The organism is Arthrobacter sp. efr-133-TYG-104 (assembly GCF_030208915.1).
In the GTDB taxonomy this organism is placed as follows: domain Bacteria; phylum Actinomycetota; class Actinomycetes; order Actinomycetales; family Micrococcaceae; genus Arthrobacter.
In genome coordinates, this window is sequence record NZ_JARVTA010000001.1 from 26,533 (window position 1) to 49,256 (window position 22,724).

Annotated in this window: 23 protein-coding genes; 12 read left to right on the plus strand and 11 right to left on the minus strand. The window is 61.7% G+C overall.

Annotated elements, in window-relative coordinates:
- Nucleotides 1-36: 36 nt before the first annotated feature.
- The 7 genes from QRN04_RS00155 to QRN04_RS00185 all read right to left on the minus strand — a co-directional run bounded on the left by QRN04_RS00155 (nucleotide 37) and on the right by QRN04_RS00185 (nucleotide 7,284).
- Nucleotides 37-891: a class II fructose-bisphosphate aldolase gene (locus QRN04_RS00155; protein WP_284974119.1), complete on the minus strand. Its 855-nt coding sequence runs from the start codon at nucleotides 889-891 to the stop codon at nucleotides 37-39.
- On the minus strand, nucleotides 882-1,856 hold the full coding sequence (locus QRN04_RS00160; protein WP_284974120.1) for a 1-phosphofructokinase family hexose kinase: 975 nt from the start codon (nucleotides 1,854-1,856) through the stop codon (nucleotides 882-884). Before QRN04_RS00160 ends, QRN04_RS00155 begins: the two co-directional genes overlap by 10 nt.
- 81 nt (nucleotides 1,857-1,937) lie before the next feature.
- Nucleotides 1,938-3,095 (minus strand): SIS domain-containing protein, encoded by a 1,158-nt coding sequence (locus QRN04_RS00165; RefSeq protein ID WP_284974121.1) that lies wholly within the window; start codon nucleotides 3,093-3,095, stop codon nucleotides 1,938-1,940.
- Nucleotides 3,096-3,214: 119 nt separating this feature from the next.
- Nucleotides 3,215-4,180, minus strand: coding sequence for an ROK family protein (locus QRN04_RS00170; protein WP_284974122.1), 966 nt, complete (start codon nucleotides 4,178-4,180; stop codon nucleotides 3,215-3,217).
- Nucleotides 4,177-5,013 carry a carbohydrate ABC transporter permease gene (locus QRN04_RS00175; RefSeq protein ID WP_284974123.1) on the minus strand — a complete coding sequence of 279 codons (837 nt, stop codon included), beginning with the start codon at nucleotides 5,011-5,013 and terminating at the stop codon, nucleotides 4,177-4,179. Before QRN04_RS00175 ends, QRN04_RS00170 begins: the two co-directional genes overlap by 4 nt.
- Nucleotides 5,013-5,954 carry a carbohydrate ABC transporter permease gene (locus tag QRN04_RS00180; protein WP_284974124.1) on the minus strand — a complete coding sequence of 314 codons (942 nt, stop codon included), beginning with the start codon at nucleotides 5,952-5,954 and terminating at the stop codon, nucleotides 5,013-5,015. The genes QRN04_RS00175 and QRN04_RS00180 overlap by 1 nt, the downstream gene beginning before the upstream one ends.
- A gap of 7 nt (nucleotides 5,955-5,961) precedes the next feature.
- A complete protein-coding gene (locus tag QRN04_RS00185; protein ID WP_284974125.1) occupies nucleotides 5,962-7,284 on the minus strand; it encodes an ABC transporter substrate-binding protein in 1,323 nt (440 codons plus the stop codon).
- 194 nt (nucleotides 7,285-7,478) lie between these two features.
- On the opposite strand from QRN04_RS00185, the gene QRN04_RS00190 reads away from it, so the two are divergent.
- On the plus strand, nucleotides 7,479-8,240 hold the full coding sequence (locus QRN04_RS00190; protein ID WP_284974126.1) for a DeoR/GlpR family DNA-binding transcription regulator: 762 nt from the start codon (nucleotides 7,479-7,481) through the stop codon (nucleotides 8,238-8,240).
- Between the two features lie 32 nt (nucleotides 8,241-8,272).
- Here QRN04_RS00190 and QRN04_RS00195 read toward each other — a convergent pair whose 3' ends face one another.
- Both QRN04_RS00195 and QRN04_RS00200 read right to left on the minus strand, forming a co-directional pair.
- Nucleotides 8,273-8,575: a DUF3040 domain-containing protein gene (locus QRN04_RS00195; protein WP_284974127.1), complete on the minus strand. Its 303-nt coding sequence runs from the start codon at nucleotides 8,573-8,575 to the stop codon at nucleotides 8,273-8,275.
- Between the two features lie 158 nt (nucleotides 8,576-8,733).
- Nucleotides 8,734-9,465 (minus strand): DUF72 domain-containing protein, encoded by a 732-nt coding sequence (locus tag QRN04_RS00200; RefSeq protein ID WP_284974128.1) that lies wholly within the window; start codon nucleotides 9,463-9,465, stop codon nucleotides 8,734-8,736.
- Between the two features lie 181 nt (nucleotides 9,466-9,646).
- Between QRN04_RS00200 and ftsW the strand changes: the two genes are divergently transcribed.
- Nucleotides 9,647-10,879, plus strand: a complete 1,233-nt coding sequence (gene ftsW, locus QRN04_RS00205; RefSeq protein ID WP_284974129.1) for a putative lipid II flippase FtsW — start codon at nucleotides 9,647-9,649, stop codon at nucleotides 10,877-10,879.
- Here ftsW and QRN04_RS00210 read toward each other — a convergent pair.
- Entirely contained in the window at nucleotides 10,845-11,303 is a 459-nt protein-coding gene (locus QRN04_RS00210) for a MarR family winged helix-turn-helix transcriptional regulator (RefSeq protein WP_284974509.1), read from the minus strand. The two genes, ftsW and QRN04_RS00210, sit on opposite strands and share 35 nt — an antisense overlap.
- 142 nt (nucleotides 11,304-11,445) lie before the next feature.
- Between QRN04_RS00210 and QRN04_RS00215 the strand changes: the two genes are divergently transcribed.
- From QRN04_RS00215 to QRN04_RS00260, 10 genes are all read left to right on the plus strand, one after another.
- Nucleotides 11,446-12,399, plus strand: coding sequence for an SDR family NAD(P)-dependent oxidoreductase (locus tag QRN04_RS00215; RefSeq protein ID WP_284974130.1), 954 nt, complete (start codon nucleotides 11,446-11,448; stop codon nucleotides 12,397-12,399).
- Nucleotides 12,400-12,401: 2 nt separating this feature from the next.
- Nucleotides 12,402-13,292 carry an amidohydrolase family protein gene (locus QRN04_RS00220; protein ID WP_284974131.1) on the plus strand — a complete coding sequence of 297 codons (891 nt, stop codon included), beginning with the start codon at nucleotides 12,402-12,404 and terminating at the stop codon, nucleotides 13,290-13,292.
- Nucleotide 13,293: 1 nt separating this feature from the next.
- Nucleotides 13,294-14,514, plus strand: a complete 1,221-nt coding sequence (locus QRN04_RS00225; RefSeq protein WP_284974132.1) for an acyl-CoA dehydrogenase family protein — start codon at nucleotides 13,294-13,296, stop codon at nucleotides 14,512-14,514.
- A gap of 55 nt (nucleotides 14,515-14,569) precedes the next feature.
- On the plus strand, nucleotides 14,570-15,025 hold the full coding sequence (locus QRN04_RS00230) for a MaoC family dehydratase (protein WP_284974510.1): 456 nt from the start codon (nucleotides 14,570-14,572) through the stop codon (nucleotides 15,023-15,025).
- Between the two features lie 37 nt (nucleotides 15,026-15,062).
- A complete protein-coding gene (locus QRN04_RS00235; RefSeq protein WP_284974133.1) occupies nucleotides 15,063-16,388 on the plus strand; it encodes an MFS transporter in 1,326 nt (441 codons plus the stop codon).
- 11 nt (nucleotides 16,389-16,399) lie between these two features.
- On the plus strand, nucleotides 16,400-17,920 hold the full coding sequence (gene menE / locus QRN04_RS00240; RefSeq protein ID WP_284974134.1) for an o-succinylbenzoate--CoA ligase: 1,521 nt from the start codon (nucleotides 16,400-16,402) through the stop codon (nucleotides 17,918-17,920).
- A 158-nt stretch (nucleotides 17,921-18,078) separates the two neighbouring features.
- Nucleotides 18,079-18,573, plus strand: coding sequence for a DUF805 domain-containing protein (locus QRN04_RS00245; RefSeq protein ID WP_284974135.1), 495 nt, complete (start codon nucleotides 18,079-18,081; stop codon nucleotides 18,571-18,573).
- A gap of 117 nt (nucleotides 18,574-18,690) precedes the next feature.
- Nucleotides 18,691-19,896: an L-2-hydroxyglutarate dehydrogenase gene (gene lhgD, locus QRN04_RS00250; RefSeq protein WP_284974136.1), complete on the plus strand. Its 1,206-nt coding sequence runs from the start codon at nucleotides 18,691-18,693 to the stop codon at nucleotides 19,894-19,896.
- Between the two features lie 104 nt (nucleotides 19,897-20,000).
- A complete protein-coding gene (locus QRN04_RS00255; protein WP_284974137.1) occupies nucleotides 20,001-20,303 on the plus strand; it encodes a DUF4193 domain-containing protein in 303 nt (100 codons plus the stop codon).
- 129 nt (nucleotides 20,304-20,432) lie between these two features.
- Nucleotides 20,433-20,978 (plus strand): AMIN-like domain-containing (lipo)protein, encoded by a 546-nt coding sequence (locus tag QRN04_RS00260; protein WP_284974138.1) that lies wholly within the window; start codon nucleotides 20,433-20,435, stop codon nucleotides 20,976-20,978.
- Between the two features lie 93 nt (nucleotides 20,979-21,071).
- Here the strand turns inward: QRN04_RS00260 and QRN04_RS00265 are convergent, their stop codons facing one another.
- Nucleotides 21,072-22,643: an APC family permease gene (locus QRN04_RS00265; protein ID WP_284974139.1), complete on the minus strand. Its 1,572-nt coding sequence runs from the start codon at nucleotides 22,641-22,643 to the stop codon at nucleotides 21,072-21,074.
- Nucleotides 22,644-22,724 lie beyond the last annotated feature (81 nt).

A 22,724-nucleotide genomic window follows, 5' to 3' on the forward strand; every position in this document is an offset into this window, starting at 1 on the left:
CGGCGATGACTTGCAGCCCGGAGTTACACGCGGGGGCTACGTCTCATTCGAACGGGCGGTGCCTGCGAATAACCTCAGGAGCCGCGATACTTCGGGCACCAGGGCGTCACGGCCGGCGCCCAGATACTTACGGGAGTCAACAACGGTTGGATGCGATTCCAGATAGTCGCGGACTGCACGGGTGAAGAATCCGTTCAGGTGTGTGGAGACGTTAATCTTGCTCATGCCCGCGGTGATCGCCTCCGAGATTGTTTCGTCCGGCACCCCCGATGATCCATGCAGGACGAGGGGAACGTTGAGACTGTCCCTCAAGCGGCGGATCAGGCTCAGGTCAAGGGCCGCGTTTCGTTCTGTCATCGCGTGCGAGGACCCGACTGCGACGGCCAAGGCATCGACTCCGGTTCTCCGGACGAAGTCGGCAGCTTCCTCCGGATCGGTTCGCACGCCGGGGGCGTGGGCACCTCCTTTGCCGCCGACTTTCCCGAGTTCCGCTTCGACATAGACGCCCATCGAGTGGGCGTATTCGGTGACTTTTGCCGTCGTTTCGAGGTTTTCTTCGTAGGGAAGGTGGGCGCCGTCGTACATGACAGAACCGAAGCCCAGATCCACGGCCTGGATGGCGAGGCCCGTGTCTTCGGCGTGATCGAGGTGCAGGGCGATGGGGACTTTGGATTGTCGTGCGAGTGACATGCAGGCCAGTGCAAGCGGCTCCAGTCCTCCGTGGTAGTTCGCGCAGTTCTGTGAGATTTGCAGAATGAGCGGCAACCCCGCGAGCTCGGCTCCAGTGATGAGTCCTTCGACGGTTTCGAGGTGAATAACGTTGAAGGCACCTTGTCCGGTCCGGGAGGCAACGGCGTCGGCCATGATGTCTGCCGTGGGAGTCAGTGGCATGGGATGTCCTTTTGCAGGGTGACGAGTACTTCTTTTTGGAGATCTGAATAGTTCGCTGCGATTTCGCCTGCACCGGTGGTGAGAACCGCGGCCGAGCCCCAGGCAGAGGCAGCGCGCAGGAGTGTCGGGAGGTCAGCGCCGTCGCTCAGGCACACCGCGGCAGCAGCCACTGCTGCATCGCCTGCTCCAGTGGGGTTGCCGGTAAGGGTGCGGTTGGGCGAGGCTGCCCAGTGCGCCTCGGGCTGATCGCGGGTGAACGCGAGCATGCCTTTCTCTCCGGTACTGACGATTATCGTGCGGGCCCCGAGTTGAAGAAGTCGCCGGGCCGCCGTTGGCAGATGCGGCTCTCCCGTGGCTTCGATCAGCTCCTGCTGGTTGGGCTTGAGCAGGTCCGCGCCGGCCTTGGCGGCGTCGAGCAGCGGCGGCCCTGAGGTGTCGACAATGACCGGGACTTTGTGGTGATGCGCGAGGGCGATCATGTCCTGGTAGAAGCTACCGGGTGCGTTGGGCGGCAGGCTGCCCGAAGCGGCTAGGACGGAAGCTTCCTTCCTTTCGAGCACAGCCTCCACAGCCGCCAGGATTTCATCCCAGATTGCTGAGGGCAGCTCTTCACCACGTTCGTTGAAGATGCTGGTCTGGTGGTGTTCTTCATCGACGAAAGCGATACTCCTGCGGGTCTCTCTGCTCGCCGGTATGAGGAGGTGCGGAAGCCCGGACTGTTCAAGTTCGGCGCGAAACAGGGCACCGGTGGCACCGCCCACGGGAGCAATGGCCAGGACAGCTGAACCCGTCTGGTGAGCCACACGCGCGACGTTCAGACCCTTGCCGCCTGCCCGTTGGAGAGGTGCGTCGACCCGGTGCGTTTGTCCCAGGTGGATCGCGGGAAGCCCGTACGTGATGTCGAGAGCGGGGTTGGGGGTCACGGTCACGATTTTTCGGCCGTCGCGGGCGGTCGAGGAGATCACAAAGTATTCCTTTCGGTCAGGGAGAACGGGGCGGCCTTCGGCAGGGTTGCGTGCGTGGGGAAGGCCGAGGACCCTAACCGACTAGTAGGTTCCGGTCCGCTCGAGCGGGTGAATTCGGACGCCTTGCACCACGCGGTTGACGTCTCCGGACGGGAAGGGGTTGTCGGGGGTCAGGCCAAGCTGAAGGGAAGCGAGCAGTGCTAAGAGTTGAGCGAAAAGCACATATGCCGGGGCCAAAAGGGCGTCATCCAGAGTGGAAAGTTCCGGGAAAACCCATGACTGGCCGGAAGTGTCAGCTTCGGGGTGGACCGAGACTGCGACGGTGTTTTCCGCGGCGATACCTGACCGCAGCTCAGCAAGGATGTCCAGGTCGTAATTGCGGGTGTAGGCGTCCGATGATACGAAAACGATCACCAGTGTCTTGTCGGTCAGGACGGATTTGGGTCCATGACGGAAGCCGAGCGATGAGTCGTGGTACGCGATGACTTTGCCGGCTGTCAGTTCGAGGAGCTTGAGCGCGCATTCCTGCGCGAGGCCCGCAAGGGGGCCGCTGCCGAGGTAGACGACCCTGTCGTAACCCTTGAGGGCCAGCTTCTCCAGCATCTCCTGCGGACCTAGGATGCGTTCGGCGGCTCCGGCGAGTGCGTTCACGGCGGTGTTATCCGCACCGCGAAGGATGAGGAGGCAGGCGAGCAGCATGGAGGTGAAGCTCGAAGTCATTGCGAACCCTTGGTCGTTCGCACTTTCGGGCATCAGAATTGCGAATGATTTGTCACGGCCCTGGTGGATCTTGAAGAGGTTTCCTTGCTTGTCGCAGGTGATGACCAGGTGGCTTACGTCGGTGAGAATTTCATCCGCGAGGATGGTTGCAGCGCTGCTCTCAGGGCTGTTGCCGGACCGGGCGAAGGAGACAAGGAGCGTCGGGACGTCCTCAGCGAAGCACTCGTGTGGGTTGGAGACAATGTCTGTTGTGGCGACGGCATCCACGCGCCGCTGGAGTTGCCGTGCGAGTGAAGGGGCTGCGATCCTTCCCGCGAAGGCCGACGTACCCGCGCCTGCGAGGATGATGCGCAGGTTTGGCCTTTCAAGCAGCGGCGAAAGGAACGAATCGAGGTCCTCGCGTTGGTCTTCGATGAGCTTGGCGACAGCACGCCAGACTTCTGGCTGCTGGGCGATTTCGCGTGCCGTTGCCTCTGATCCTGCCGTGTGATTCATGTGGGTGTTGGTCGTGCTGGACAAGTCGTGTCTCCTTGAGTTGGGACGAAGTGTGGGTGCGCGGCCCGTGTAGGGGTGCCGCGGGGGTCATGGGCCGGCGAGCCACGCCGTCCGGCAGGTTGGGGCGTGGGCGCCAGGGGACCTCATGAGAGGGCCTGCCGTGCCAGGATGCCGGCCCCGAGGCAGGCGGCGTTGTCGCCGAGGGAGGCGGTGACCAGCTGCGGTTGCTGTTGCCATACGAGGATGCGGCGAAGTTCGGTTGCAACGGGTTCGAGGAGGGTGTCCCCGGCTGAGCTGAGGCCCCCGCCGATGACGATCAGGCCAGGGGCGAGCAGGCTCACGTAAGCTGCGAGTGCGCGTGCGATGCTCTCGGTTGCTTCCGCCCAGACGCTCAGCCCCACGGGGTCCCCGGCATGCATCCGTTCTACCACCGGCTTCGCGCCCTGAACGTTCGCCCCGGTCAGCCGGTTGTAGCGCCGCGCGATGGAGGGGCCGGTCGAGACTGTTTCCAGGCAACCGATGGCGCCGCAGGCGCAGAGTTCACCGGAACCGACGTCCAGGTGGCCGATTTCGCCGGCGTACTTGTTGGCGATTGCGTGCCCTTCGACGAACATGGCCCCGGAGATCCCGGTTCCGATTGGCATAAAAAGCACGTCGTCATGTCCTCGGGCCGCACCGAGTTCCCGCTCTGCCAGTCCGCCCGCTCTTACGTCGTGGCCGAATCCAACAGGCAGCCCGGTATGCTCACTGACGATCTTGACGAAAGGAACATCCCGCCAACCAATATTTTCGGAGAACAGTGCCGTGCCGGTCCGGTCATCCACCAAGCCTGGGACAACCAGTCCGATGGCGCGGGCGCCGGGCGCGTGTCCCAGAAGTTCGTCAACGGCGCTGATGACGGCTTTGACCACCGCATCCGGGCCCTCTTCCCTGGGTGTGGGCCACCGGTGATAGGAGATGGCTTCTGACCCGGAGAGGACAGCGCCTTTCATTGCCGTGCCCCCGACGTCGAGGGCGACCGTCAACTCCTCGGTAGTGACGCCTGGCAGCGCCATCCCGGGTCCTGTGGGCCGCTCAGCCGGGAAGCGGTGAGGGTGCTCTCCGGTCATTTGACGCTTCCCGCGAGCATGCCGCTGACGATGTAGCGGTTGAGGACAAGGGCGATGCCGGCAGGGACGGCGAGGGCAACGACGCCGGCGGCGTTCAGGAGCGTGTACGGCACAAGGTGCCGGCCCTGCAAGGACGCGATGACCACTGTGAGCGGCTGCGTGGACAGGTCGCTGGAGAGGACGAGCGGGAAGAGGAACTGACCCCAAGCGAAGAGGAAAGTGATGATCGCCGTCGAGATGAGTCCGGGCCGTGCGAGCGGGAGGACTATGTGCCAAAGGACCTGCATCCGGCTGGCGCCATCGATATTTCCGGCTTCTTCGAGGGCGATCGGCAGGCTAGCCATGTAGTTGTGAAGGATCCACGTTGCGAGGGGGAGGAAACCGGAAACGTAGACAAGCACGATTCCCGTATAGGTGTTCACCAGGCCGAACGCCGTTAGGATCTGGTACAGCGGAATGAGCGTGGTGTAGGCGGGGAAGGCCATGGTGGCCAGCACGGCGTAGAAGAGCACGCGCCGGCCCCTGAACTGCATGCGGGCAAATGCGTAGGCAGCCAACGTAGCCAGAATGAGTGTGATCACCGTGGCTGCCGCACATTCAATAAAGATGTTGACCGACGATTGCTGTACCGACTGCGCCAGGTCGCTTCCGCCGGACAGCAAGGAGCTGTAGTTGTCCAGGGAGGGGGTAGGCGGCAGGTAGTTGGATGGCTTCGATCCGGCTTGGGCATCGGTCTGGAGACTGATGTTCAGGGCCCAGTAAAGGGGGACCAATGACCAGAGCAGGATGAACGCAATGCCAAGTCGGCGCATGAGGGGTGTGCGTTGTTTCATCAGAATTCCACCGGTCGATAGACAAATTTCAAAACGAGGAGCGAGGACGCAAGGGTTGCCAGAGTGATAAGCAGGGAGAGGGCATAGCCCTCACCGAAGTTCAGGTTTTGGAAACTGATGAAGTAGGTCTGCATGGTCACCGAGGCGCCCGTCGCGGCTGATCCGTTGAGGATGTAGGGCTGGTCGAAGACGTTCAGGGTTGCAATGATGCCCTGAACCATGGCGATGGTGATCCCTGGCCGCGCGAGCGGGAGGGTGATCCTGCTGAACGTGGTCCATGCCGAGCATCCGTCGAGTGTGGATGCCTCATAAAGGTCGGCCGGGATGTTCTGAAGCGCGGCCAAGACCAGCAACGTCGACAGTGGGGTAATCTGCCACACCTGCACCAGTTCTATTCCAAGGATGGTGAGGAAATGGTTCTGGCCCAGGAACACCAAATAGTGGTCGATGAGGTGGAATGAGCTCAAAATGCTGTTCAACAGTCCGGTGTTGCTATCCCAGATGCTTCCCCAAACAATTCCCTCCACGACTCCAGGGAGCGCCCAGGGCAGAATGAGCACTGCGATCAGGACCGAGCGTCCTCTGAATTGTTTCTGCAGCGTTATGGCCATGGCAATGGCGAGCACAGTGGAGAGAAGCACGCCGATGATGACGTACAGGGCAGTGTTGCCCATGCTCGCAGTGATGGCCGGGTCAGCGAAGAGCTGCCGGAAATTGTCCAATCCGTTGAACTCATCCGGTGGGTTCAACGGCTGAACGCGGAAGAACGCTTCGACGAGGGTGAACCCGGCCGGTATCAGGGCCAGGCCGACGATGAAGAGTGTCAGCGGTGTCACCAACGCGTAGGGGAGCAAGTCCAGGCGCCGCCCACGGCGTGCGGCGTCCGGAACTTGTCCACCCCGAGCTGGCGGCTTTTGCTTGAGGCGCAGGCTCGTGCTCATCGGTTTCCTACTGCCCGGCCAATTTGGTTGCCGAATCCGAGATGGCTTTGATCGCGGCGTCGACGGTCATGCTGCCGGCCGCTGCTGCGTGCAGGTTGGTGTAGACGGAATTGGAGAACTGGGGGTACCAGACCGGTGCTCCCGCGGGAAAGACGGGCTTGCTGCTCTTGAGCATTGTGGTCAGTTCCTGCCCTCCAGCGAGCCCCTTGGCCGCCGTGAGCTTTTCGAGTCCTGTCAGCCTGGAGGGAAGGAAGTATCCGGGCATCACTTTGTCCGGCCCGTTGGCGCCGGCGAAGTCCGCTTGGTTCTCCGCGGAGGTGAACCATTCGATAAATTTCGCCGCTGCTTCGGGGTATTTAGCCGTCTTCAGGATGCCGATGCCATCCGGGTTGCTGACGTTCGCGGTTGCGCCGGTCATGCCCGGCGTCGGGATGTACTGCACTGCACCGTTGACAGAGGATGAAGCGGGGACGTCGTACAAGCTGCCGACGTTGCCTGAGTAGTCCGCGAATGTGCTGGCGGTGACGCCCTTGGCCATCAGCGTCTGCTGGCTCTCGCTGTCGCTGACGTTGATATTGCCGGCAGGAACGAGGCCATTCTTGATCGCGTCAACCATCCACTGAGCCGCCTTGTACCCGGCTGAGTCCGGAGAGCTGAACTGCGGCTTTCCGCTTTCGTCCAGAATCTTGCCGCCGAATGCCTGGGTTGTCTCATACCAGTAGGTAGACAAGCCTTCGGCAGCGGCAAACGGGATGTTGAGTGGGTTTTGAGCGACGCCCGCAGCTTTTACCTTCTGGAGGTCCTGGGTGTACTCATCAATGGTGGTGGGCATGGCGGAAATTCCGGCCTTGGCGAACATCGCTTTGTTGACCGTGGTCACCAGATAGGAGGCATCGAAAGGGACCCCCACAATGTGGCCGTTGGACGTGAAGGAACTCAGCTGCGGCATGTCTGCTGCGTAGGCCTTTTGGTCGATGTACTTCTCCATCGGCAAGAACCAGCCGAGCTTACTTTCCTGACCGACCCGCGACCAGTCGACGTCGGTCGCGTCAGCGAAGTAGGTGTTGGAGGTCGACGCGGCGGCGATCTTTGTCTGCAGGCTGTCCCAGTCGATCGTCGACCACTTGACCGTGATGCCGGTGCTCTTTGTGAACGCGTCCAGTGACTTCTGGGGAGGTGGGGCGCCGAACAACGCCACGGTGATCGTGACATCCTTCGTCTGTGAGGAGGAGGCTCCTGCGCCTCCTGTACAAGCTGTCGCAAGGACGCTGAGCGCCGCTGCTCCCGCGACCAGAGCGGTGCCTCGCAGGCGGTTTCGCTTGGAAATCATGGTCGACCTTTCATCAAACTGTGCATAACGATGCTAAAACTGCTCATTTCCGTAACTCTGAGCAAGTATTGCATGTGATGTGCATTACGCGCAATAAATATGCACCGATTATTGATCGAATCGTTCGAACGCGCAGAGTTGAGGCGCAAAGTGCGCGTTTCTTGCAAATAAATGCGCAAAGGCGTTAATCTTGGATGGTGGCCAGAAAACAGAGACTGAACCAGATCGTGGGAGCCGTGCTCGAAGCCGGCAACATCGATGTCCCGACGCTTGCCGAACTCTTCACCGTGTCGGAGGCGACCATTAGGCGCGATCTGGAGTTACTGGAAGAGCAGCGGCTCGTGACCCGCACCCGAGGGGGTGCCTCAACTAACGCCGCTTTCAACGATCTGCCCTTGAACTATAAGACGGCCCAAGACCTCCCCGAGAAGCGTCGCATCGCAGAGCATGCCCTGACCTATCTGAACGGCTCACGGGTTGTTGGGATGACCGGCGGGACGACGGTGAGCGAATTCGCCCGCATGCTCATGGGTAGGGAGCATCTCAGCATCGTCACGAACGCGCTCAACATCGCAACCAGCTTGCTGGCCAACCCCGGACTGAGGGTCTTCATTGCCGGCGGCGAAGCCAGGGCCAGCAGCCAGGAGACCGTGGGTCCGATAGCCGAGCAGTTCCTGACGGACTACAACATCGACGTAGCGTTTCTAGGTGTCGACGGCGTTGACCCCGACGCCGGTTGCACGAACTATGACCCGATGGGTGCCCGTGTCAACCGAGCCCTGCAGCAGCGCTCACGCACGACAATAGTCCTCGCCGACGCAACGAAAATTTCCAGAATCGCATTGGCACCCGTTTGCGCCATGGCCGAAGTCGATGTGCTCATCACGGACACCAGGGCACCCGAAGGGGTGGTGCAGCAGATTCGCGACCAAGGCTGCGAAGTCATTTGCGTGTGAAGGCCAACCCAGGCGGAGTGTGTCGGTCGGGGTCAGCTGGGGCGCCCACGATCTACTGATATCCGGGCAACCCTCGCGCGGTGAGCCCTGTCCGCCCGCACCGCAGAGAACAACAGCAGAAGCCCGGCTACTGCCAGCAGAAATGCGTGCAGGGGGATAGCCAGCAAGATCAGTACCAAAGCGCCAGCCGCCGCGAGCACGTCCCGGAGCCGGGGCTGGATAGGACCACGGACGGGGATGCCCGATTCCAGCTGCCGGGCAAGTCTGGGGTCTTGGATAAAGAGTTCCCGTTCGAGTTGGTGCAGAACCCTTTGCTCCCGTTCGGATAGCGGCATGGTGATCCCTCCTGAACGCTATGGCAACCTGATGTGAATTGCCGGTCCAGCGGTTCCCCCTACGACCGGGATACCAGCAGTAGGATAAGCTAAGCATGCTGATTATTTAGTCCGCAAGGGGTTTTCGCGAAGCGGACGAATCCGTCCGCAGGCAGGGGTTAGCCGGTGCCCAGGAAAGCCCGCAGGGTGTCCGCATTGCGCACCGCGTGGCCTCCGCCGTCGTTGTTGAAGTAGGCGAAGACGTCCCGTCCGCCGTCGCTCCACTCGCGGATCCGGTCAGCCCACCAGCCGAGGTCCGCATCCGAGTACGAGCCCCCGTAAAGGTGTTCATGATCGGGCCCATGAAGCCGAATGTAGACAAACGAAGCTGTCGCGCGGAGTATGCACGGCAGATTGGCTCCGCTCATGATGCAGTAAGCGGCGTTGTGGCGTTCCAATAGCGCATAGACCTCGGGGTGGTCCCAGCTATCGTGGCGAAACTCGACGGCGACCCGGATCCACTGCGGCAGTGCGGCGAGGAAGTAACCAAGCCGGGCGTCATCGCGGGCAAAACCGGGCGGAAGTTGGACCAGCAGGACGGCCCTCTTGTCGCCCAATTCGTGCCAGCAGCGCGCAATCCTTTCGATCCAAACTTCGGGACCGTACAACTTTTTCCCGTGGGTCAGTCCCCTCGGTGCCTTCACGGACATGGCAAAACCTTGGGGAAGCCGGCTTCGCCAGCCGGCGAACGTGGTGTCCCGCGGCCAGCGATAGAAACTCGCATTGAGTTCCACGGTACTGAACCGCGCCACATAGTGGGCCAGGCGCTTTGCCGAAGGCAAGCCTGGCGGATAGAGCACGTTCTCCCAGTGATCGTAGCTCCAGCCCGATGTTCCGATGTGGATGGCCATGTTTGGGATGGTAGTCGTCGCGAGTGCGGATCTGCACCTTCATAGGCCCTGCCGACACGCACGAAGGGTGCGTATGAAGGGTTAAGGGGCATGGTGGGCATATCGTCTTTGTGTTGCCGTTCTCCAGACGAATGGCCGAACGGGAGTAGAGCCGGACTAGCCGGACCAAAGCCAGGAAAGCATGACGATGACAGCTACCACCAAGACACCCATGCCTCCTCAGGACCAACCCCGCGGCCGGCTGGGTGCAGTGCGTCGATGGTTTACGCAGGAAGGCGTGGACCGCCAACGCCCCGTCATTATCGCCGTCGTCCTGACGCTGGCTGCGATCGGCCTCGTGGAGGTTGCCTCGGCGTCGTCCGTGGAGTCGGTCGCGTCCGGGGTGAACCCCTACGATCTGCCTCTGAAGCAGGGCATGTGGACCCTCGCCGGCGTCGCGTTGATGTTGGTCCTGGCCGGATTGCCTGCCCGCATCATCCGCAAGCTGGCGTGGCCAATGCTGATGGTTTCCGTGGTTGCTTTGGGCTTGGTGTTCACGCCCCTGGGAATGACGGTCAACGGCAACCGGAACTGGCTCAACGTGGGCGGATTCACCGCGCAGCCCTCGGAATTCGCCAAGCTGGCCCTGATCGTCTGGGCCGCATCCGTTCTGTCCCGCAAGCAGCATCTGCTGGGCCACTGGAAGCATGCAGTGATCCCCTTGCTGCCTGCCGGAGGCATGATCATGGCGCTCGTTGCCCTTGGCCATGACTTGGGAACCACCATGATCGTCATGCTGATCCTGGGTGCCACGCTGTTCTACGGCGGGGTCCCCATGAAAGTCTTCGGCGCCGCGGCGGCGGCATGCGCGGCGGCAGCCTTGGTGCTTGCGGCCAGCAGCGGAAACCGCATGGGCCGGATCTTTTCCTGGCTTGGAGCAGGCTCGGCGGAGGACGCCCAAGGCGTGGGTTACCAAGCCCTCAATGGCCAATATGCGCTCGCGTCGGGGCGCTGGTTTGGGGTGGGTTTGGGGCAGAGCCGGGAAAAATGGAACTGGATCCCGGAAGCCCATAACGACTTCATCTTCAGCATCCTGGGCGAGGAGCTGGGGTTGGCTGGGACGTTGCTGGTCCTTGGCCTCTTCGCCGTCCTGGCCATCGCGATCTTCACCGTGATTGCCCGGACCACGGATACGTTCGCCCGGGTACTCTCCTGCAGCGTGATCACCTGGCTGTTGGGGCAGGCCCTGATCAATATCGCCATGGTCAGCGGGTTGCTGCCGGTTATCGGCGTCCCGTTGCCGTTCATCTCCTATGGCGGTTCTGCCATGGTGTCCTCGCTGGCGGGTATCGGCATGATCCTTGCCGTGACGCGCACCGGCCAGCAACCAAAGGTCCCGGCTACCCCCACAAAGCTTTCTTCAGCAGCGCTCTGAGTTCGGCGTTTTCACCCTCGGTCAGGCGAGCCAGCTGGGTTTCTTCGCACGCATCCAGGGCGATGCGGGCTTTGGCGTGAATTCGGCGCCCCTCGGCGGTTGACACGATGATTTTCGCCCGCCTGTCCTGCTTTCCTTGCGCGCGTTCCACCAGGCCCCGGTGTTCAAGATCGTCCACGAGGCTAACCACTTGGCTGGGGTCAAGGCTGAGGAAATCGGCCAGTTCGCGTTGGGTGGGTTCCAGGCCGCTGCAGGCAAGAGTAAGGACCGAGAACGAGCGCTCGCGGAGGCCGTAATCGCTGAGGGCGCGGTTGTTGAGAACCGACCCTGTGGCGTGCAACTTGGCGAGCAGCAGGCCCACGTCGTTGCCGATTTTTGCCGCGGCCAGGCGCGGCTTTTCGACGTCAGTGCTTTGCGGACCCATGGCAACTCCAATAGTAATGAAAAACAATCGTTGACTTTTTCAATGATCCGTATTCTCATTGATCATGACAAGGATCTCACGATGCAGTGGGATCGTCCCCACCGGTCCCGACCGGTTAGGTTACTGCATGCGAAGGAGCGCCATGAGTTTGAACGGCAAGGTTGCAATCGTTACCGGGAGTGGGCAGGGTCTTGGACTCGCTTACGCGAGGGAGCTCGCCCGCCAGGGTGCCGCCGTCGTGATCAATGACGTGAACGCCCAGACAGCTGCGGAAGCAGTGGCCCAGATTGAGGCCGACGGCGGCCGGGCCACCGCCGTGGTGGTTCCGGTGGGCACCACCGAGGCTGCCAAGGCCCTTGTGGCCGGTGCAGTGGAGGCATTTGGCCGGCTGGACATCCTGGTGACGAACGCCGGGATCCTGAGGGACAAGAGCCTGTTGAAGATGACGGACGAAGATTTCGACCTGGTCATCAACGTTCACCTGAAGGGTACGTTCACCTGTGTCCGTGAGGCATTTGCGTACTTCAAGGAAAACAACATCCCGGGCCGCATCATCACCATCGGTTCGCCCACCGGTCAGCGCGGCAACTTCGGTCAGACGAATTATGCCGCGGCCAAGGCGGGCATCGTGGGCATGGTCCGCACGTGGGCGCTGGAAATGAAGAAGGCCGGCGTGACGGCTAACTCGGTGATCCCCGTGGCGGCGACTGCCATGACCAAGACGGTCCCGTACTTCCAGAAGGCCGTAGAGGCTGATGACCGCGGTGAGCCGATGCCGTCCTTCTTCCGGCACGACCTTGGTTTTGGAACGGCCGACGACGTCGCCGGGCTGATCGCGTTCCTCGCCTCCGACTCCGCTGCCGGGATCACCGGCCAGGCGATCGGTGCCGGTGGGGACCGTCTGCAGGTTTGGACGCATCCGACGGCGGCCACCACCGAATACCGGGAGGGCGGCTGGAGCTACGAGGCACTGGCCGAGAACGCGGACACCCTGTTCAACGCGGCAAACCTGCAGGGCTACGGTGAGGAATTCCTGCCGTTGCCTGAGGATCTGCAGTCCGAACCCGCCAAGCCCGAACCCGCACAGGCCCGCTGACCATGTCCGACCGTTACGAACTCGGCATCGACGCCGCGAAACTCGACGCGATCGACATGCACGTGCATCTCGAGGTGGACAGTTGCGGGCATGGCTCGCTTCCCGAAGCCCTGACGGAGGCTTCTGCGAAGTATTTCAAGTCGGAAGACCGTACTCCGTCGCTGGATCGGATCGCGGAGGTGTACCGCGAACTGAAGATGGCCGCCGTCGTTTTTACCGTCGACGCCCGGACGCAGCTCAAGCATGAGCCCAACAGCATCCCGGAGCTGATCGCCGGGGCCGCGAAGCACAACGATGTGTTGATTCCGTTCGGCAGCGTGGACCCGCGCACGGGGGAGGACGCGATCGCGGGCGCGAAGTACCAGGCCGTTGAGCTGGGTGCCCGGGGTTTCAAGTTCCATCCGTCCCTCCAAGGCTTTGACCCGTCCAGTGAACAGTTCTATCCGTTGTGGGAAACCCTTCAGGAACTGGGCCTGCCGTGTATCTTCCACACTGGCCAGAACGGCATGGGCGCAGGGCTTCCCGGCGGGTTTGGAATCAAACTGGCGTACTCGAATCCGTTGCTGCTGGATGCGGTGGCCGCGGACTTCCCGGGATTGCAGATCATCATGGCCCACCCCTCCGTGCCCTGGCAGGATGAAGCAAACTCGATCGCGACGCACAAGTCCAACGTGTTCATTGACCTCTCGGGCTGGTCGCCCAAGTACTTCCCGGAATCTCTCGTCCGCCTGTCAAACTCCGTGTTGCAGGACAAGGTGTTGTTCGGCACGGACTTCCCGTTGATCACGCCGCAGAAATGGCTGGGCGCGTTCGCGGACTTGCCCCTGAAAGACGAGGTCAGGCCGAAGATCCTCAAGGACAACGCTGTCCGGCTGCTCGGGCTGGGCGGTTGAGATGAGCACGACACTTGCCGATGAGCGGCTCTACCCGACGGCGGACTGGTACGACGCGGAAGCACTCCTCACCACCGAGGAACGTGCTGTGCTGGCGCGGTTACGGAATTTCCTTGACACGGAGGCGAAACCGCTGCTGGCCGAGTACTGGGAACGGGGCGAATTTCCGGATCAGCTGGCGCAGCCGCTTATCGATCTGGACCTGATGGAACCTGCCGCGCTTACCACCAACGGCCCGGCCCGCGGTATTTACCATGGCTTCCGGATCTTCGAGCTGGCCCGAACGGATGCCTCACTGGCCACCTGGTACACAGCCCAAGCCGGGCTGTTCCGGACGGCCATCCGGGTTGGTGCCTCCGAGGAGCAGCAAAAAGAGTGGATGCCCCGCGTGGTGGACTTTTCGCTCAGGGGCGTGTTCTCGCTGACCGAACCGGAGCACGGCTCGGACATCGCCGGCGGGCTCGCCACCACGGCTCGCTTAGAACCGGGAGTCGACGGCGGGACCGGCGGAGGTACCTGGGTTTTGGACGGCGCCAAGCGGTGGATCGGGGGCGCTGCCACGGCGGATGTGCTGTGTGTATTCGCCCGGGACGTCGCCGACGGTCAGGTCAAAGCGTTCCTCGTGGACCGGCGGGCACCCGGGTTGGGCTTGGAAAAGATCCAGGGCAAAACCTCCTTGCGGATGATGCAGAACGCCCATATCACCCTCGACGGCGTGCGCGTTCCCGAGGCCATGCGCCTGCACAACGTGAATTCGTTCAAGGACGTCGCGGCGATGCTTCGGGCCATGCGCTCGGACGTAGCCTGGATCGCCACCGGCATCCAAGCCGGGGCTTTCGAGGCCGCATTGTCCTACGTCAAAGAGCGCCAACAGTTCGGCCGCCCGGTCGGGTCCTTCCAACTGGTTCAGGAAAAACTGGCCCGCATGCTCGGAAACATCACCGCTTCCCTCTCACTGGTGGTGCGCCTGACCGAACAACAAGGCCGGGGGATCTTCCGGGACCAAGACTCCGCCTTGGCAAAGATGCAGACGAGCCTTCTGATGCGGGAGACCGTCGCCCTGGCCCGCGAAGTGGTGGGCGGCAACGGCATCACGCTCGCCGCCGACGTCGGGCGTTTCCACGCCGACGCCGAAGCCGTCTATTCGTACGAGGGGACGCACGAGATCAACGCCCTCATCATCGGCCGTGCACTTACGGGCGAGAGTGCCTTCACCCGCTAAACCACGTCGCTTTTACGGACAACCTTCCACAAACAACCACTACCAGGAGGCAATGATGCCTAATCTCGTCGTCGATTTCGACACGCTGCTCACCATGTCCGGCAAGGACCTCGGCACCACTGACTACCGCGAAATCACCCAGCAACAGATCAACCTGTTCGCCGACGCCACCGATGATCAGCAATGGATCCACGTTGACCCCGAACGCGCCAAGGACGGCCCTTTCGGCGCCCCGATCGCGCACGGGTTCCTGACACTGTCCCTGATCATCCCGTTCTGGGGTGAGCTGTTCGACGTCGACGGCGTCACCACCAAAGTCAACTACGGACTGGACAAAGTCCGCTTCACCTCCCCCGTCAAAGTGGGCTCCAAAGTCCGTATGAACGGCTCCATCGCCGAAGTCACCGAGGTCAAGGGCGGCGCCCAAATCAAGGTGCACGCCACCATCGAAATCGAAGGGCAGGAACGCCCGGCCGTCGTGGCCGAATTCCTAGCCCGCTTCTACAAGTAAACAAACCCAACCCTCCCTCCTCTCCCAAGGAACAGCCATGTCAGGACGCACTGCTCTCGCTCAGTCGAGCACGGCCACCAAGCGCAAAGAGGCGCGTACGGTCATCTTGTCCAGCTATCTGGGCAGCACCATCGAGTTCTACGACTTCCTGCTGTACGCAACCGCCGCGGCAGTTGCCTTTCCGAAAGTCTTCTTTGCGGGAACCGACGAGTGGGTGGGCGTCGTAGCCGCCTACGCCACATTTGCCGCCGGGTACGTGGCGCGTCCGCTCGGAGGAATTATCTTCGGGCATTTCGGTGACCGGATTGGCCGTAAGGGGATGTTGATTATCTCCATGGCGATGATGGGTATCGCCTCGACCTTGATCGGCGTAGTGCCCGGAACCAGTGTCATTGGGCCGTGGGGCGCAGTGATACTGGTGTTCTTACGCGTCTGCCAGGGCATCGCCGTCGGCGGTGAATGGGGTGGGGCAGCACTCATGGCCCTGGAGCATGCTGACCCGAAGCGCCGTGGCTTCGCGGCATCGTTCGTGAACGCCGGCGCGCCGACAGGTGCGGTCCTGGGCACTGTGGTGATGGGAATCTTCTCGGCCCTCCCGCAGGGCGCTTTCCTCGCTTGGGGATGGCGCGTGCCGTTCCTCCTGTCCTTTGTGCTCCTGGTAGTTGGCATGTTTGTCCGGCTTCGGGTTTCTGAAAGCCCGATCTTCGCCGAAGCCGTGGCAAAGGAAAACTCCCAAGGCACCAAGCGCAAGATCCCGCTGCTGGAAGTCCTCCGCAGGCCCAAGGCATTGCTCATGATCATGTTTGCTGGAGCGGCCGGCTTCGGCCTCCAGGTTGTCCTGCCCACGTTCTCTGTCACGTATGCAGTATCCAAGGGGGCACCACAGCAGGGTGTGCTCTATGCATTCGCGGGAGCCTCCGCCATTTCCATCCTCTTCGTCCTACTCGGCGGCAGGATGTCGGATCGCTTCGGACGCAGGCCGGTCATGGTGACAGGACTGACACTGTTCGTGCTCTACCTCTTCCCAATGTTCGGCATGCTCGGTTCGGGCAACATCGGCTTGATCTTCCTGGCATTCACGGTGGCCTTGATCCTGCATTCATCCCTGTATGGGCCGCTCGCCGCCTTCGTCTCCGAACAATTCGGGACCACCAACCGGTACACAGGTGCTGCTGTGGGGTACCAACTGGCCACCCTGATTGGTGCCGGCTTCACGCCGGGCATCGTGGCCGGCTTGTACAAGGACGGTGGCCAGAGCATCGTCCCCGTGGTGGTGTTCCTGGCGGTCATGTCAGTGGTCTCCATTGTCTTCATCCTGCTGACACGGGAATCTAAGAACAACGACCTCACCACGGTCAGTTAGGAGGACCCACCATGGACAACAACGGAGTTGGCTCGTGGCTGCACCGCCGACGCATCAAATCCGCGGCAAAGGTGGCGCTCATCTCAGGGGAGCGAACCCTGAGCTACGCAGAACTCGCGGATCGGGCAGACCGGCTGGCCGATGCACTCCACAACAGGGGACTGAGGAAAGGAGACCGGGTAGCCTACCTTGGCGAGAACCACCCTTCATTCGTGGAAACGTTCTTCGCTTGTGGGCTGCTCGGCGCCATCTTCGTCCCGTTGAATACCCGGTTGACTGCGCATGAACTCCAGTTCCAGTTGCAGGACTCGGGGGCGCGGCTCATGGTCAACGCGGCAGCCCTGGACAACGTGGCGGCCGCGTCCTTGGTGGACACTGCGGTGACCCACCGCCTGGTGGTGGCGTCCGACGTCGACGGCGTCGAGCATTACGATGAAGCGATCAGCGCCGCCGCAGGCGCGCCTCGGGATGAGGCCGTGACCCTCGACGACGGCGCCATGATCCTGTACACCTCGGGCACCACAGGCAAGCCAAAGGGTGCGCTTCTGACCCACGGCAACATCACGTGGAATTGCATCAACACGGTGGTGGATATGGACCTGAACCGGAACGATGTTGCCCTCATGATTTCGCCGCTGTTCCATGTGGCCTCCTTGGACATGGGTTTGCTGCCGATGCTGCTCAAGGGAGCAACGGTGGTGCTGGAGTCCAAATTCGACGCCGGAAGGGTACTGGAGCTGGTGGGCCGCCACAAGGTCACCACCCTCAACGGTGTTCCCACCACGTTCCAGATGCTGTGCGACCATCCGGACTGGTCGACGGCGGACCTCAGCTCCTTGGATAAGCTCACCTGCGGAGGATCCGCGGTTCCGGCCCGCGTGCTCGATGCCTATGAACAGCGGGGGATTGGCTTCACGAACTGCTACGGAATGACGGAAACAGCGCCTGGAGCCACCATGTTGCCCGTTTCACGCTCCAAGGACAAAGCAGGCTCGGCCGGGTTGCCGCACTTTTTTACCGACGTCCGGATAGCCGATCCCCTGGGTGGACCGGCTCCCGCGGGCGCAGTAGGCGAGATTCAGATTTCCGGGCCAAACGTCATCAAACAGTATTGGAACAGGCCGCAAGCCACGGCGGAAAGCTACGCGGATTCGTCCTGGTTCCGTTCGGGTGACATGGGCCGCCAGGATGATGAGGGATTCCTGTTCGTGTCCGATCGGATCAAGGACATGATCATTTCCGGAGGTGAAAACGTCTACCCGGCCGAGGTGGAGGCAGCTATCGCGGAGCTGTCCGCCGTTGCGAGTGTTGCAGTGATTGGCGTAGCCGATGACAAATGGGGTGAAGTTCCACGGGCGATCATTACCCTCCGCGAGGGCCAGTCACTCACGGAAGAGCAGCTGCGCTCGCATTTGGACGGTCGCTTGGCAAGGTACAAGATTCCAAAATCCGTGGTGTTTGTCGAGGAGATGCCCCGGACGGCCAGTGGAAAAATCCGCAAAATGGACCTGCGCCGTCAGTTCGCAACTTAAGGTTAAATTTCGCGTGGGCCGGACCGAATAACGTCCTATTAAGGTAATTCGACGTTAAATGTTTCTTTCAATATGCCTTTACCGCTGCTGCGGGCACTACGATAAGCACGACTCATCCTGAGTATGACTTATCAACACTAGCCCCGGGGGATATACCAATGAGCTACCCGCAGCAACCGCAACAGACACAACCTTATTCAGCACAAGCCGGCGAGCCGCCGCTTTGGGCTCCCTACTATGGCGCCCCCATCGGTGCCGCAGTGAAGCGTTTCTTCAAGAAGTACACGGCCTTCACGGGACGGGCGAGCCGCAGCGAATACTGGTGGTGGACTTTGGTTTCGTTCATCGTCAGCACGGTCCTGAACATCCTCGCGTCGGTTATCGGTGCGGCCGGAGCAACGGTCTCCGATTCGGGTGCTACGGTTCCGGGTGCTGGGGCCATCCCGTTCTACATCCTTCTCGCCATCTGGGGCCTCGCGACGATCATCCCGTCCTTGGCGCTGCTGGTCCGCCGTCTGCACGACGGTAACTTCAGCGGTTGGCTGGCGCTGCTGGTGCTTGTCCCTTTCCTCGGCGCACTGGCAGTACTTGTGCTCTCGCTCCTGCCGTCCAACCCGGCGGGCCAGCGCTTCGACCGGCCCACAGCCGGCTAGCAGTACTTGCAAAGAAGGGGCGGCACACTTTTGTGCCGCCCCTTTCGCATGCCGCCCCTTTCGCGTGCCGCGCGTGCGATGCTGTGGAGTGAGTTGGTCCCAACGGTGAGGAGTGCCATGTCTGCCGCAACGATCAGGCGATGCGCCGTCATCGGGGGCGGAATCATCGGCGCCGCCGTAGCCCGGGAGTTGGCCAACAAGCTCGACGGCGTCCAGGTCACCATCTTTGAGAAGGAAGACCGCCTGGCCGCCCACCAGACAGGGCATAACTCCGGCGTGGTCCATGCCGGCCTTTACTACGAACCCGGCGGCTTAAAAGCGAGACTATGCCGCCGGGGAGTGGACCTGTTGCAAGACTTCTGTGCCGCCAAAAACCTCCCTTACGAGGCCTGCGGCAAGCTTGTGATCGCCCAGACGGCAACAGAAGCCAAGCGCTTGGAAACCATTTTTGTCCGCGCCCTGGCCAACGGAGTTCCGGGCGCCCGGATGCTCACGGGTGAGCAGATCAGCGAGGTTGAGCCGAACGCCGTCGGGCTTTCCGCTTTGCATTCACCGGAAACGGCGATTGTTGATTACGCGGCCATCACCAAGGCGCTGGCCGAGGACGTCCGGAGGCAGGGCGGCATCATCCGGCTGGGCCAGGAGGTCACCTCGCTGGAGCATCGGGGGCGCGGAGTGGTGGTTCGCACAAAGGGCGACGAGGAAATCTACGACCTGGTGGTGGCCTGTGCCGGTCTGCAGTCAGACAGGCTGGCGCATGCAGCAGGGGAACCGGGCACCCCTCGAATCGTCCCGTTTTTTGGACAGTATTTCCTGCTCGGACCGGAATCCCGGGATCAGGTCAAAGGGCTGATTTACCCGGTTCCCGATCCCAAACATCCGTTTCTCGGCGTCCACCTGACCAAGCGCATCGACGGCGAAATGATGCTTGGACCGAATGCTTTCATCTCCTTCGGCCGCGAATCGTACACATGGAACCGCGTGAGTGTCCGTGACATCGCCAATTACGCCCTGTTCCCGGGGTTCTGGAATTTTGCCGGACATAATGTCCCGTCCGCCATCCGTGAATTCCAGACCGTCATCAGTAAGAAGAGGTTTATCCGCGAAGCCATGCGTTTTGTTCCATCACTGGATGGCGCGGATATTTTGCCCGGAACCAGGGGCGTTCGTGCCCAAGCGATGAATGGTGACGGTTCACTGGTGGACGATTTTGTGATCGCACGACGCCGGAACATGGTTTTGGTGCGAAACGCGCCGTCGCCGGGGGCAACGTCGTCGCTCGCCATCGCGGAGTACATCGTGGAGCAGGCATTGCAGGACTGAATGTTGCCTTCAGCACACTATTCACTGATACCGCAGCACATGCCCTAAACTGCTTCACTGAGGTGCCGGTATGGGCGCCCTGCAGCGACGAAAGCGAACCCTCAATGGCTACTGATTACGACGCTCCGCGCAAGACTGAGGAAGAGTCTCCGGCTGACTCACTTGAAGCCCTCCAGGCCTCCCGCGTCCCGAGCGCCCAGACTGCTGTCATCGACCTTGACGAGAACGATACCGCCGAAGGAATCGACCTCCCGGGGGCCGACCTGTCCGGGGAAGAACTGACCGTTGTGGTGGTACCAGAGCAGTCGGACGAGTTCACTTGTGCCTCCTGCTTCCTGGTCCGCCACCGCTCCCAAGTGGCCTTGGAAAAGAATGGTTTGAAGTATTGCAAGGACTGCGAAGGCTGAAAAAGTCACGGGGCCGTCACTTTCGCTGTGCATCCCTAACGGTTGAGCGCCGAAGCAGCAACTTTCCGCTCTGAACCCTCCCTGCCCTCCTACGATTGAGTTGTCAATCTTGCCTGAAGGGGGCAAAAAATGAGGAAATTCAGGGCCGGTTTAGCAGCGGTGTTCGTAGCCGCAGCATTCGGCCTGATGGCGCCGGGGCCAGCCTCGGCAGCGGCATATTGCGGGATCGCGTGGGGTTCTTTGGCCAAGGCCGATCCCACCATGAGTTCCGCGCAGGTCACCAACGTCCGGACGGGCCAGCAGGCATGTTTTGACCGGTTGGTGGTTGACCTTACGGGAAACGTGGCCGGCTATTCGGTGCAATATGTTCCCGCGGTGGTTCAGGACGGGTCCGGGATGCCGGTGCCGTTGAGGGGAGATGCCGCCCTGCGTGTGGTGGTGAATGCGCCGTCGTATGGTCCAAGCGGCCAGCCGACTTTCACGCCGTCGTCCGCCACGGAACTCGCTAACGTCACCGGGTACCAGACATTTCGTCAGGTGGCATACGCGGGTAGCTTCGAAGGTACCACCACGTTGGGGCTGGGTGTCCGGGCCCGGCTTCCGTTCCGGGTCTTCACCCTTGCGGGGCCCGACGGCGGCTCCCGGCTGGTGGTCGACGTCGCCCATCACTGGTAACTGATCCCGCAGCGAACGGGAGGACATACCAAAGCGGCCGGTCCGCATGGAAATTTCCATGCGAACCGGCCGCTTTTTCTCGACTTGGGAAGCCTACTCGGGCACTACCAAGGCAGGGGTATCCTTGCGGATGGTCTCGCCGCGGAAGAAGCCCGGGTGTCGCCGTGCCGTGATCAGCATGACCACAACGCCAAGGGCAAGGATTCCGATCCCGATGATGAACACCAAGCCCACACCGAAGACCTCGGAGCCGCTGCCAAAGTCCGGCGACCAACTGTCCACGGCCGTCTGGAAGAACACCACGGTCAGCACAACGCCACCGATCACGGGGAAGAGCAGGCGCATGAAGACGTTCCGGACGCTGGAGAACAAGCTGTGCCGGAAATACCATGTGCAGGCGAAGGCGGTCATGGCGTAGTAGAAGCAGATCATGAGGCCAAGGGCCAAGATGGTGTCGTTGAGGACGTTTTCGCTGACCACCTTCATGATGGCGTAGAACCCGCCGGAGATCGCGCCGGCCATGATCGTGGCGAAGCCCGGGGAGCCGAAACGGGGGCTGACCGAGGCAAAGCGGGGCGGCAAGGCGCGGTAGTGGCCCATGGCCAGCAAGCTGCGGGCCGGGGAAGCCATGGTGGATTGCAGCGATGAAGCAGTGCCGGACAGTACGGCCAGCGACATCAAGATAGCGAGGGGACCCATGACGGGGGAGGCCAGGGCGGCGAATACATTCTGCTGGTTGTCAGGGTTGTTCAGTCCGATGCCGTCCCCGCCAACGCCTGCCACCATCATGGTGGCCACGATGACTGCGATGTACAGGCCCAAAACCGCGATTGCGGTGGTGGTTCCGGCTTTACCGGCAGTTCCCTTTCCGCCCTTCGTCTCCTCGTTCACCGTGAGGCAGACGTCCCAACCCCAGTACACAAAGACGGCGAGGGACATGCCGGCCGCGAACTGGTCAAAACTGCTGATCTTGGCGGGGTTGAACCAATCCCAGCTGAAGGCGATAGCGGTAGGTGAATCACCGGATGCAGCATGGGTAAGGGCCATGATGATGAAAAGCGCCAAGACGGCGATCTGGAACCCGACCATGCTGAATTGCACGAGTTTGGTTGCGTGCAGGCCGCGGTAGCTCACCCAAACGGCAAGTGCCACGAACACCAGGCAAGTGAGGATATTCAAGGCCTTGTTGGAAGTCAGGTCCGCGAGGCCGGGATCGTTGAAGACCTGCGCCAGGAAGAGGTAGAAGAAGTCCACCGCCACGCCTGCGAGGTTGGAGAGAACGATGATGTTGGCCGCGAGCAACCCCCAGCCTCCCATCCAGCCGACGAAGGGGCCGAACGCCTTGGTGGCCCACGTAAACGTGGTGCCGCTGTCCGGGGAATCCGCATTCAGCTCACGGTAAGCGAACGCTACGAGGATCATGGGGATGAAGGCGACGATAAAGATGGCAGGCAGTTGTACCCCGACGGCGCCTACGGCCGGACCCAGTGAGCTCGTGAGGCTGTAGGCGGGGGCAACGGAGGAAATACCGAGGACGACGACGGCGAGCAGGCCCAATTGGCCACTCTTGAGTCCTTTGCCGCTAATACCATGTTGTGTTCCGGCGGCGTCTGCCCCGTCATTGGGGAGGGAAGCGCCGTTCTTGCGGCCGATCATTTGGCTCATGTCAGTGACCTGTTCTTGAAGAAGCCGGTTGCTGTTGGGTGGTGAAGTCGATACCGCCGTCCCGGGTGCGAGCCCGCGAGC

Excerpts from the sequence above, each read along its gene's own strand:
- QRN04_RS00175 (WP_284974123.1), bottom strand. The coding sequence starts at position 5,013 with ATGAAACAACGCACACCCCTCATGCGCCGACTTGGCATTGCGTTCATC.
- QRN04_RS00155 (WP_284974119.1), bottom strand. The coding sequence starts at position 891 with ATGCCACTGACTCCCACGGCAGACATCATGGCCGACGCCGTTGCCTCC.
- QRN04_RS00260 (WP_284974138.1), top strand. The coding sequence starts at position 20,433 with ATGAGGAAATTCAGGGCCGGTTTAGCAGCGGTGTTCGTAGCCGCAGCA.
- QRN04_RS00225 (WP_284974132.1), top strand. The coding sequence starts at position 13,294 with ATGAGCACGACACTTGCCGATGAGCGGCTCTACCCGACGGCGGACTGG.
- QRN04_RS00180 (WP_284974124.1), bottom strand. The coding sequence starts at position 5,954 with ATGAGCACGAGCCTGCGCCTCAAGCAAAAGCCGCCAGCTCGGGGTGGA.
- QRN04_RS00170 (WP_284974122.1), bottom strand. The coding sequence starts at position 4,180 with ATGACCGGAGAGCACCCTCACCGCTTCCCGGCTGAGCGGCCCACAGGA.
- QRN04_RS00265 (WP_284974139.1), bottom strand. The coding sequence starts at position 22,643 with ATGAGCCAAATGATCGGCCGCAAGAACGGCGCTTCCCTCCCCAATGAC.
- QRN04_RS00195 (WP_284974127.1), bottom strand. The coding sequence starts at position 8,575 with ATGCCGCTATCCGAACGGGAGCAAAGGGTTCTGCACCAACTCGAACGG.
- QRN04_RS00210 (WP_284974509.1), bottom strand. The coding sequence starts at position 11,303 with ATGGGTCCGCAAAGCACTGACGTCGAAAAGCCGCGCCTGGCCGCGGCA.
- QRN04_RS00235 (WP_284974133.1), top strand. The coding sequence starts at position 15,063 with ATGTCAGGACGCACTGCTCTCGCTCAGTCGAGCACGGCCACCAAGCGC.
- QRN04_RS00245 (WP_284974135.1), top strand. The coding sequence starts at position 18,079 with ATGAGCTACCCGCAGCAACCGCAACAGACACAACCTTATTCAGCACAA.
- ftsW (WP_284974129.1), top strand. The coding sequence starts at position 9,647 with ATGACGATGACAGCTACCACCAAGACACCCATGCCTCCTCAGGACCAA.
- menE (WP_284974134.1), top strand. The coding sequence starts at position 16,400 with ATGGACAACAACGGAGTTGGCTCGTGGCTGCACCGCCGACGCATCAAA.
- QRN04_RS00230 (WP_284974510.1), top strand. The coding sequence starts at position 14,570 with ATGCCTAATCTCGTCGTCGATTTCGACACGCTGCTCACCATGTCCGGC.
- lhgD (WP_284974136.1), top strand. The coding sequence starts at position 18,691 with ATGTCTGCCGCAACGATCAGGCGATGCGCCGTCATCGGGGGCGGAATC.
- QRN04_RS00200 (WP_284974128.1), bottom strand. The coding sequence starts at position 9,465 with ATGGCCATCCACATCGGAACATCGGGCTGGAGCTACGATCACTGGGAG.
- QRN04_RS00185 (WP_284974125.1), bottom strand. The coding sequence starts at position 7,284 with ATGATTTCCAAGCGAAACCGCCTGCGAGGCACCGCTCTGGTCGCGGGA.
- QRN04_RS00190 (WP_284974126.1), top strand. The coding sequence starts at position 7,479 with ATGGTGGCCAGAAAACAGAGACTGAACCAGATCGTGGGAGCCGTGCTC.
- QRN04_RS00215 (WP_284974130.1), top strand. The coding sequence starts at position 11,446 with ATGAGTTTGAACGGCAAGGTTGCAATCGTTACCGGGAGTGGGCAGGGT.
- QRN04_RS00220 (WP_284974131.1), top strand. The coding sequence starts at position 12,402 with ATGTCCGACCGTTACGAACTCGGCATCGACGCCGCGAAACTCGACGCG.
- QRN04_RS00255 (WP_284974137.1), top strand. The coding sequence starts at position 20,001 with ATGGCTACTGATTACGACGCTCCGCGCAAGACTGAGGAAGAGTCTCCG.